The organism is Arthrobacter sp. RIT-PI-e (genome assembly GCF_001187915.1).
Lineage (GTDB): Bacteria > Actinomycetota > Actinomycetes > Actinomycetales > Micrococcaceae > Arthrobacter_D.
This window is the reverse complement of sequence record NZ_LGIU01000086.1, coordinates 1-8,718: the sequence shown is the minus strand read 5'-3', so window position 1 is coordinate 8,718 and position 8,718 is coordinate 1. Positions and strand designations below refer to the sequence as shown.

The 8,718-nt window shown below is 60.4% G+C and carries 9 protein-coding genes and 1 pseudogene; 7 read left to right on the top strand and 3 right to left on the bottom strand.

Annotated features, from left to right (window positions below; all coding sequences use genetic code 11):
* Positions 1–569: 569 nt before the first annotated feature.
* The 3 genes from AC792_RS12685 (at position 570) to AC792_RS16555 (ending at position 2,157) form a co-directional block, all read left to right on the top strand.
* The gene (locus tag AC792_RS12685; protein WP_082177726.1) at positions 570–1,235 is read left to right on the top strand and encodes a recombinase family protein; all 666 of its coding nucleotides are present in this window, start codon (positions 570–572) and stop codon (positions 1,233–1,235) included.
* A 198-nt stretch (positions 1,236–1,433) separates the two neighbouring features.
* Positions 1,434–1,778: a histone-like nucleoid-structuring protein Lsr2 gene (locus AC792_RS12680; protein ID WP_049830875.1), complete on the top strand. Its 345-nt coding sequence runs from the start codon at positions 1,434–1,436 to the stop codon at positions 1,776–1,778.
* A gap of 130 nt (positions 1,779–1,908) precedes the next feature.
* Entirely contained in the window at positions 1,909–2,157 is a 249-nt protein-coding gene (locus tag AC792_RS16555; protein WP_082177725.1) for an antitoxin, read from the top strand.
* A 177-nt stretch (positions 2,158–2,334) separates the two neighbouring features.
* On the opposite strand, the gene AC792_RS12675 is transcribed toward AC792_RS16555, so the two are convergent.
* Positions 2,335–3,642, bottom strand: a complete 1,308-nt coding sequence (locus tag AC792_RS12675; RefSeq protein ID WP_049830874.1) for a sensor histidine kinase — start codon at positions 3,640–3,642, stop codon at positions 2,335–2,337.
* A gap of 34 nt (positions 3,643–3,676) precedes the next feature.
* Positions 3,677–4,354: a response regulator transcription factor gene (locus AC792_RS12670; RefSeq protein ID WP_049830873.1), complete on the bottom strand. Its 678-nt coding sequence runs from the start codon at positions 4,352–4,354 to the stop codon at positions 3,677–3,679.
* A 170-nt stretch (positions 4,355–4,524) separates the two neighbouring features.
* On the opposite strand from AC792_RS12670, the gene AC792_RS16550 reads away from it, so the two are divergent.
* The 3 genes from AC792_RS16550 to AC792_RS12655 all read left to right on the top strand — a co-directional run bounded on the left by AC792_RS16550 (position 4,525) and on the right by AC792_RS12655 (position 7,473).
* Entirely contained in the window at positions 4,525–5,085 is a 561-nt protein-coding gene (locus tag AC792_RS16550; RefSeq protein ID WP_160317645.1) for a DUF3060 domain-containing protein, read from the top strand.
* Positions 5,086–5,285: 200 nt separating this feature from the next.
* Positions 5,286–5,942: a DedA family protein gene (locus AC792_RS12660; RefSeq protein WP_049830876.1), complete on the top strand. Its 657-nt coding sequence runs from the start codon at positions 5,286–5,288 to the stop codon at positions 5,940–5,942.
* Positions 5,943–5,994: 52 nt separating this feature from the next.
* Complete coding sequence (locus AC792_RS12655) at positions 5,995–7,473, top strand: glutamine synthetase beta-grasp domain-containing protein (protein ID WP_049830871.1); 1,479 nt, start codon at positions 5,995–5,997, stop codon at positions 7,471–7,473.
* A 107-nt stretch (positions 7,474–7,580) separates the two neighbouring features.
* Here the strand turns inward: AC792_RS12655 and AC792_RS17555 are convergent.
* Positions 7,581–7,943: pseudogene (locus AC792_RS17555) on the bottom strand (glycerate kinase).
* Between the two features lie 236 nt (positions 7,944–8,179).
* Here AC792_RS17555 and AC792_RS12645 point away from each other — a divergent pair.
* Positions 8,180–8,590 (top strand): hypothetical protein, encoded by a 411-nt coding sequence (locus tag AC792_RS12645; protein WP_152916206.1) that lies wholly within the window; start codon positions 8,180–8,182, stop codon positions 8,588–8,590.
* Positions 8,591–8,718: the final 128 nt, after the last annotated feature.

Sequence of the window (8,718 nt, the reverse complement as noted above, 5' to 3'; positions counted from 1 at the left end):
CTCGATACGGTCCTGCCAGCGGGTACTAGGAGCCCATCCCAGTGCCTCCCACCAGCCGGTCGTCGTTTTCCTTCCACCGGCGGTCTTCAGCATCATGGCCTCATGGCCCTGGTCATGGATGGCGTTCCTCAGCTCACGGGCTGCGGTGCTTTTACCGGAACCATCAATACCAATCAAAAGAATACGCAGGAGTCATCCTTACAAAAATGGAAATGTACTCCTCTCAACGCCACGACCCTCGCCCCCGTTCCTTCATACGACCGACCTCACCTGGTGCTCGTTCCTACACCCCTGCTCGAGAACGGGAAAGCACACCCCAAGCAGCCCCATCACCTCACTCGTCTTACATCCCGAGGGATTCAACACACCCCGTCGAAACATCACGCCTCCCCTGCCGGCACTGACCGGTCACCGTCTTGCTACCATGCTCCATAAGAGGAGCCCCCGGAAAGTGACACTAGGGTTAGTTGTGAGACATATTTTGAGCATATCGGGCACTTCTGCGTCACTCAGTTACCCGCAGTAACCGGTCGACTGATCGTGAAGTGCTTTTAGTCGAAGGAGCAAACATGGGCAGGTTGATCGGGTACGCGCGGGTCTCGACCCGAACGCAGGATGCTGACCGGCAGACTAAGGACCTCCACGCTGCCAACGTCCGGCGGGACGACCTCTACGTCGATTATGGGGTTAGTGGAGGGCTCGCGAAGCGGCCCGAATTCGACCGGGCACTGGCAGCACTGCACGAGGGCGACACCCTGGTGGTGACGACCCTGGATCGGCTGGGCAGGTCGACGGCGAACATGCTCGCCCTCGCCGACACCCTCCGCGCCAGAGACGTGAATCTTCGCATCCTGAACCTGGGCGGTGGGAACGTCGACACCGGGACACCGATGGGGTCCATGGTCTTCACCGTCATGGCAGCACTTGCGCAGATGGAACTCGAGATCAAACGCGAACGCGTCAACGACTCCAACACCAAGCGTCGGGCCGCGGGCATGGACCTCGGTGGCCGTCGGGAAACCTTCAGTGACAGTCAGATCAGTAATGCCCGCCGGCTCATCGCCCAAGGCCAGCCCGCCGCCCACGTCGCCCGGGACCTCGGCATGTCCAGGGCCACCCTCTACCGGCGCATCAACAACCTCGAAGCCAGAGAATGGCTCACTACCCACCCGGCACTTACTCCCCTACCGCTCGAGGACATCACCATACCCGGGCCGTCAGAACCGGCTGGCTGAGTCCCCGCGGGATGAACATCGCCCCCTTGTCATTAGGTGACGCTCACATCTCCACCAATGAGTACGTGACGCGCACCATAAGAACCGTGTAATAAGTGGCCACCCTGAACGCTAAGTTCCCTTTGCATAATGAATCTGCGCTAGAGTCGATGATTGGGGATAGCACGATAAAACCACAACATTTTGGAGTGAAAAAATATGGCACAGAAGGTACAAGTACACCTGGTCGATGACCTCAACGGTGAGGAGGCCCACGAAACCGTCCGTTTCGGGCTCGATGGCACCGACTACGAGATCGACCTCAATGAGGACAACGCTCACCAGCTGCGCTCCACCCTCTCCGAGTACGTGGACAAAGCCCGGAAAGCCAGGACCGGTAACCGCAAGAGCCAAGGCGGACAGAGAACCACCAGCACAGGATCCGGCCGGTCCAAGGAAGAAACCCAAGCCATCCGCCAATGGGCCCAGGACAACGGCCACAACCCCAGCGCCCGCGGACGGATCACCCAGTCCATCATCGACGCCTACAACCAAGCCCACTAACGAGCGTTCTGCACCCCACACCTACGGACCATCTGTTCCTTCACCTGACCCCACCAAGGATGGTGGACGGGCCAAACAGTCCCAGGCATGCCGCTCGGCATACCTCACTCACAAGAGATTGGAATCACTGATGGGCTTATTCGGCAGAGGAGCCAAGGGCGCGGCCCTCGCGGCGGCAGCGATGGGTTATGTAAAGAAGAACCCCGAGAAGATCAAGAACGGACTGATGAAAGCCGGGGACTTCGCGAACAAGAAAACCCACGGCAAATACACCCGCCAAATCACCGGGGCACAAACTAAAGCCGCCCAAGCCATCGACAAGACCACCCGAGGAAAAGGCAACAACGGGATCGACCCCACACCCCCATCGAACAGATAATATCCATCACCGCAATTGGGCGATCACCCGTGCTCTGCCACCACCTGAGTCGACAGACTAGGATCACCTAATCGCTGACCTGCCGATTGGGAGGGTGGGGTAGCGGGCCTTACTGCCCTGTTGGTGTTCCACTGGTGATCCTGGTTACGCCATGCAGCTGTGCTGGCTGGGGGTCGGTCACAGGGTGGCTGGTAGTTGGACCTCGACCCGGGTTCCTCCCAGAGTACTGTCGGTGATGCGTATGGTTCCGCTGTGGGTGTGAATGATTTCCTGCACGATTGACAGACCGAGACCGCTTCCGCCAGCGTTGCGGGTACGGGATTGATCGAGCCGCACGAACCGATCGAAGACACGGTGGCGATCTTCCTTCGGAATTCCTGGGCCGTCATCTTCCACCGCGAATATCACACCTACCTCGTTGGTGCTGAGGTGGAGGTTCAGGCGATCGACGGCGTGCTGGGCGGCGTTGTCGATGAGATTGCGTATGCCCTGACCCAAGAGGGCTGCGTCTCCGTGAACTCGTGCGGCACCAACACCTGTTGTGGCGATGGTTAGTGGTGTTGATTGGCGTAACCGTCGTGCTTCAGCAAGGACAAGGTCATCGAGGTCCACTTCCCGGCTGGAGGCTCTAAGGGATTGTTCGTCGGCCCGGGCGAGGACGAGCATCCCTGAGACCAGTCGTTCCAGGCGTCCGCCTTCGTTGAGCATCGCACCGGACAAGTCAGCTGCGCTGACCCGGCCGGGATGGGCGCGGGCCACTTCGGCGTATTGCCGTAGTGACGCCAGCGGAGATTTCAGTTCGTGCGAGGCATCAGAGATGAATTGGCGTTGGGCGCGCTGTGATTGGTTCAATCGCTCGAGCATGTGGTTCATGGTGCTGGCGAGCCGGCCGATCTCGTCGGAGTGGCCGGGGTCCTCGACACGACGGTGCAAGTTGTGTGCTGTTACTTCTTCGACTTCACGACGCAGTCGATCTACTGGGGTCAGTGCCCGGCCGACCACGATCCATGTCACCACGGCGACGATCAGGGCCAACACCGGCACGATGCCCGCGAGTAGTCCCGCGACGGTGAACAGGGTCTCATGGAGATCTTCCAGTGAGCGGCCCACCATGATGGTGTGTCCGTCGTCGGTGTCCTCGACGGTGACGAGGAAGTCGATGTTCTCCTCCGGGACGCGGATGATCAGCTCATCGCCTGAGTCCGGTATGCCCAGAAGCATTCCCGGGGCGCTGTTGCTTTCAGCCACTACCTCTCCGGAGGCGGATACGACGTGGAAGAACCGCTCGTCATCGGTTTCGGTGATACCAGGCAGCGACCCAAGTCTCGCTTCAAGGTCGTCGGCGTCCATGTCGGCTGCGGAGCGAACCCCTTCCAGTAACGCGTGCTGTAACACCAGATAGAAACCGGTGGCACCCATGACGAGGATGCATCCCATGATCAGACTCGCGGCAAGAGTGAATCGGGCGCGCAGCGAAGCAGGCATCCACCATCCCGCCGGTCTTCTACCCATTGGTCTTCTACCCACCGTTCTCCGCCAGCCGGTAGCCGGCACCACGCAGAGTCTCAATCGCTACCCGGTCGAAGGGCCGGTCGAGTTTGTTACGTAGGTGCCGTACGTATACCTCGACGATGTTGGGGTCTCCCTCAAAATCGAAGTCCCACACGTTGTCTAAAATGTCCCGTTTCGACACCGTCTGCCCGACACGCCGGACCAAGAACTCCAAGACGGCGAACTCGCGGGCCGTCACGTCAATAGGGGTGTTTCCACGCCACACACGACGGGATGCCGGATCGACACGAATGTCCCCTGCGACCAGCATGGTCGGCCTCTCACTGGCACCCCGTCTGATCAAAGCCCGTATCCGTGCCAACAACACATCGAACGAGAACGGTTTGGTCAGGTAGTCATCAGCTCCCAGGTCCAACCCGTCCACCTGATCGTTAACACCATCCCTGGCCGTCAGCATCAGAATCGGCGTCCAGTTCCGTTCCGCCCGAAGCCTCTCGCACACGGTGAATCCATTCATTCCCGGAAGCATGATGTCGAGCAGGATCACCGCGTACTGGTGTTCCTGGGCGAACCACAAACCATCCACCCCGGTGGGTGCGGTGTCGACGGCGAAACCTTCGGCTTCCAGCCCTCGCCGTAACCCTACGGCCAAGCCCATCTCGTCCTCGACCACCAACACACGCATTCATTACCTCCCTACCCAATTCTCCACGCAGGTACAACTGACCTGCGTTCATGCGTTCAGTCTGCCTTCAGCAAGCTGAGTCCACACTGAAAGTGAAACTTCAAATACGGGGGTACGGCAGAGCGCCGACTCCACGAACTGATCCCTTACCCCTACTCGGAGGTACCGCCATGCCGCACCGTCTTCGTATCATCACTGTCCTAACGATTACTGCCGCCGGCTTGTTGACCGCCGGGTGCGGGGCGGACACCACACCACCTGCGCAAAGCAGCCAGGTTGCGGACCAGATCCCCGATGCAACGACGACATCCTCCGCTTCCGCCAGTGGTAGCACGGCAGGAGGGCAGATAACGGTGACCCGCGAGATGGAACACCGGATTACTGAGCCCGGTACAACGCACACCATTCGCTGCGACGCAGGAGGGGATATCGATGTCCGCGCCGATGACGTCACGCTCACCCTCAGCGGTGACTGCGAAGAACTAGAAATCGACGGGTCGCGCACCACGGTGACATCCGAGAACCTGAACGATCTCGATATTCAAGGAGATTCCAACTCCGTTACCGCTTCCGAAGTGCGAGAACTCTCGCTCGAGGGCAGCACGAACACCATCACTCTGAGCTCCGTCACAGAGATTGACGTCGAGGGGTCGGATAACACTGTCAGCTACGAAAGCGGCGATCCCAGGGTCGACGATGAAGGAAGGAACACCACAATCGACGCCGCATGAACCCACACATTGAAGTACCCCTGAACACCACCAAATTCTTGAAGGACCCCGCCCGTGCATGTGAGTAAGGCGATTCATCGGTTGTACGAAAGCTGGCACCAGCTCTTCCCCATTAAGCCGAACCAGCCACCTGTAGGGTTGATGAACACCTCCCAGGAGCGGTCGGCGGCGTTCCCCAGACCACTCATCGGACAGCGATGATGGGCGCTGTGACTGTTCCCTCGGCGAGAACTGGAGACGAGCTTACCGGGCTGGTCAGTTATGCCGCTTCTACCATCGAGTTTTTCGGTGAGTGGGGCGTCGGGGTACTTACTTTCGCCGAAACGGTCTTTCCTCCCATCCCCAGCGAGGTGATTCTTCCGCTGGCCGGGTTCCTCACGCGACAAGGAGACCTCGACCTCGTCCTTGTGTTCATCACCAGTGTCCTCGGTGGGTACCTCGGAGCCCTGCTCCTGTACTGGATCGGGGCGAAACTAGGGTTAAAGAGATCAATACGCTGGCTATCGAGACTACCCCTGGTAGATCGCACCGACGTCGAACGGGCTGCGAAATGGTTTGAGCAGCACGGCCGTTCGGCTGTCTTCTTCGGTCGGCTCATACCAGGAGTCCGGAGCTTGATTTCCCTGCCTGCCGGGGCCGAGCACATGAACCTGCTCACCTTCAGCATTTTCACCCTCGCTGGAACAGCCGTATGGAACGGGATCCTCATCGGCTTGGGCGCCGCACTTGGCGCCCAGTACGCAGTCGTTGATCAGTACTCCCACTACCTCAATTACGCCCTCTACGCTGCGATTGCCGGCCTCGTGATCATGTTGGTGATCCGTAGAGCCAAGCAACGCAATCACACAATCCCCTGACCGAGCCGGACTTCACCAAATTCAACGTTCCTTACCGGTACTAGAACGGAGCATGACCATCGATACCCTTGAGCCCCACCCCCTCGTCCGCCTCCTCGGCAAACCTTCGTCCGACTTCACGAGCGAAGACCTCGTACAGGCAGTCGACCAGTTGAAGCTGAGCCAGGTGAACCTGCGCTACGTCGGCGGCGATGGGCGCCTGAAGACCCTCGCCTTCCCCGTCAACTCGCGCGATCACCTCCTCGAGGTACTGACGCGCGGTGAACGGGTGGATGGTTCGAGTGTCTTCGCCGGCACCGATACCGCCAGCAGTGACGTGTACATCGTCCCGCGTCATCGCACCGCCTTCCTCAACCCCTTCGGTGAACGAGAATCACTCGACATCCTGTGCTCCTTCTACGACGAGAGCGGAAAACCCCTGCCCCACGCGCGTGAGCAGATCGTGCGCCGCGCCGCCGAGGCCCTCACACGGGAGACGGGGATGACGCTGGAGGCGTTCGGTGAGCTGGAGTACTACCTCGTCGACGAACCCGAGAGGATCTACCCCGTCGAGGAGGAACGCGGATACCAGGAATCGGGGCCCTTCTCCAAGGGTCAGCGGGTCCGTGAACAGGTGCTGGGTCATCTGTGCGCGATGGGAGTGCGCCTGAAGTATGCGCACGGTGAGGTCGGCAACATCCTCGAGGACGACCGGCAGCTGGTCCAGCACGAGATCGAGCTCCAGCCCGCGCCCGTGGAGCAGGCGGCCGACAACCTCGTCCTGGCGAAGTGGGTGGTTCGCGAGGTCGCCCACGCCCACGGGGTGGAGGCCACCTTCGCTCCCCTGGTGAGTGGCGAGGGTGCAGGGAACGGTCTGCACATTCACAGTCGGTTGGTGCGCGACGGGAGGAGCGTCATCGTCGACGAGGACGGTCTCAACGACACGGGGCGGGAACTGATCGCCGGCTACCTCTCCGCAGCAAGTGCGCTCACCGCGTTCGGCAACACGGTCCCCACCTCCTACCTCCGGTTCAGCGACGGGGACGAATCCCCCGAGGACATCTGCTGGGGCATGAGGGACCGCACCGGTCTGGTCAGGGTCCCCCTGGCATGGAGCGGGAACATCCTGACCGACATGGTTGCCCATGCCAACCCGGGCGGCACCGGCACCATCGTGGAACCCGCCACGCACCCCCAGACCGTCGAGCTCAGACTTGGCGACGGCTCCGCCGACGTCCACCTGCTCCTGGCCGGCATGGCCGTCGCAGCGACGCGTGGGCTCACCGACCCCGACAGCCTGCAGCTGGCCGAGCGACTGAGCACCGCCGACCACGAGGACTTCGATCAGCTGCCGGCCTCCTGCGCGGAGTCCGCTGACGCCCTCGAGGCAGCACGGGGGATGTTCGAGGCCGACGACGTCTTTCCCGCTACGCTCATCGACTCCCTCCTCACAGACCTGCGCGACATCAACGAGAGAACACTCGACGAAGGAACGGCGGAGGACGGAACCACACGTGAGGAGCTCATCCGCCGCCACTGGCACGTAGGCTAAATCAGGCCACCTTCCAAACTCTTAGACCACAGTAAGAAGGGGGATTTGTTGCACGGGTAGGTCACATCTTCACCTACCCGTGGAGCGAATTCTCATCGGGTGTGACTTCAGATGGTTGCTGGGCGGTGGTAGCGGGCGTCTACGGAAGAAGAGATCGCCGCACCAAGGAGTAGTAACCGCATGGTGCGTTCAGTTGCTTCGATGAGGAACTGCTTGCCATTCGCTACAGAGTCCTCGAGGTCCATGGGGATGGTCATGATGGAGGCGATGGCGTCGATGCCGATGTCGTACACGTTCGGCACTCCTTCGCCCAGTGATCCTGCGAGGGCGAGAACTGGTACTCCGGCCTATTGAGCGCGGTGTGCGATCACCGCAGGTACCTTGCCGTTGGGGGTCTGAAAGTCCATCGCACACTCGGCAGTAATCACGAGATCCACACCTCGCATCAGGGCGTTGAGGTCGATGACCACTGAGCCCCTTCCCCGTACCCCATCAACACGTAGATTCCAAAGGCGCTACAGACGACCGACAGGCCGGAATCAACAGTTCACTTGAGGTAGATACGCGTTCATCGTCGACGCCCGGGCTCAATGTCCCTTCCCCAGCCTGACGCGGCCCGTCAGTTCGCATCTCCTGCACAGTGTCAGTGACCGAGCGACTTCTGGGCAGTCGTCGGTGCGATCGATTCCCTGCATACTCGTGCAGTATGGGGAAGAAATGGCTGATTGCTGTCCTGGTGGGAGTCCCGCTGATTTTCGTAGCAACGATGATCTACTGGCTTTTGCATCCTCAGCTCACCCTCACACTCAGGGACCTGATGGAATTCGAGGACACCGGGAAAGATGTGACCACCGAGGTAGTGGAGATCACCGACTCGGCGTGCGGTGCCGACATCGGTTGCGTCGAGGCGTACAGCACAGCTGAAGCGAACTACTACCGTTTCCGGACACACGCCGCGGCCACGGAATACAACTCGACCCTTAACGACAGCTTCAGCGTGAACTACTTCGTCATGGACTTCGCCGGCAAGAACGCTTCCGTGAACGACCAGCTCCTCGCCATGGAGCAGCTGGCTGGTACCTGGAACGACTACGAAGGCGACTTCCCGACCCGCTAACTGTTGTGGGTCATGACGTTGCTAACGCGCCAGGTGGTGTGAGCGTGCGAAAGGGGTAGGTCCCCGAGCGCAGGATGGAAGTACCTCTACAACCCATCCGCGCGAAGGACCTACCCCTCATGACCCAC

Excerpts from the sequence above, each read along its gene's own strand:
- AC792_RS12660 (WP_049830876.1), top strand. The coding sequence starts at position 5,286 with ATGGGCGCTGTGACTGTTCCCTCGGCGAGAACTGGAGACGAGCTTACC.
- AC792_RS16555 (WP_082177725.1), top strand. The coding sequence starts at position 1,909 with ATGGGCTTATTCGGCAGAGGAGCCAAGGGCGCGGCCCTCGCGGCGGCA.
- AC792_RS12685 (WP_082177726.1), top strand. The coding sequence starts at position 570 with ATGGGCAGGTTGATCGGGTACGCGCGGGTCTCGACCCGAACGCAGGAT.
- AC792_RS16550 (WP_160317645.1), top strand. The coding sequence starts at position 4,525 with ATGCCGCACCGTCTTCGTATCATCACTGTCCTAACGATTACTGCCGCC.
- AC792_RS12645 (WP_152916206.1), top strand. The coding sequence starts at position 8,180 with ATGGGGAAGAAATGGCTGATTGCTGTCCTGGTGGGAGTCCCGCTGATT.
- AC792_RS12670 (WP_049830873.1), bottom strand. The coding sequence starts at position 4,354 with ATGCGTGTGTTGGTGGTCGAGGACGAGATGGGCTTGGCCGTAGGGTTA.
- AC792_RS12655 (WP_049830871.1), top strand. The coding sequence starts at position 5,995 with ATGACCATCGATACCCTTGAGCCCCACCCCCTCGTCCGCCTCCTCGGC.
- AC792_RS12675 (WP_049830874.1), bottom strand. The coding sequence starts at position 3,642 with ATGCCTGCTTCGCTGCGCGCCCGATTCACTCTTGCCGCGAGTCTGATC.
- AC792_RS12680 (WP_049830875.1), top strand. The coding sequence starts at position 1,434 with ATGGCACAGAAGGTACAAGTACACCTGGTCGATGACCTCAACGGTGAG.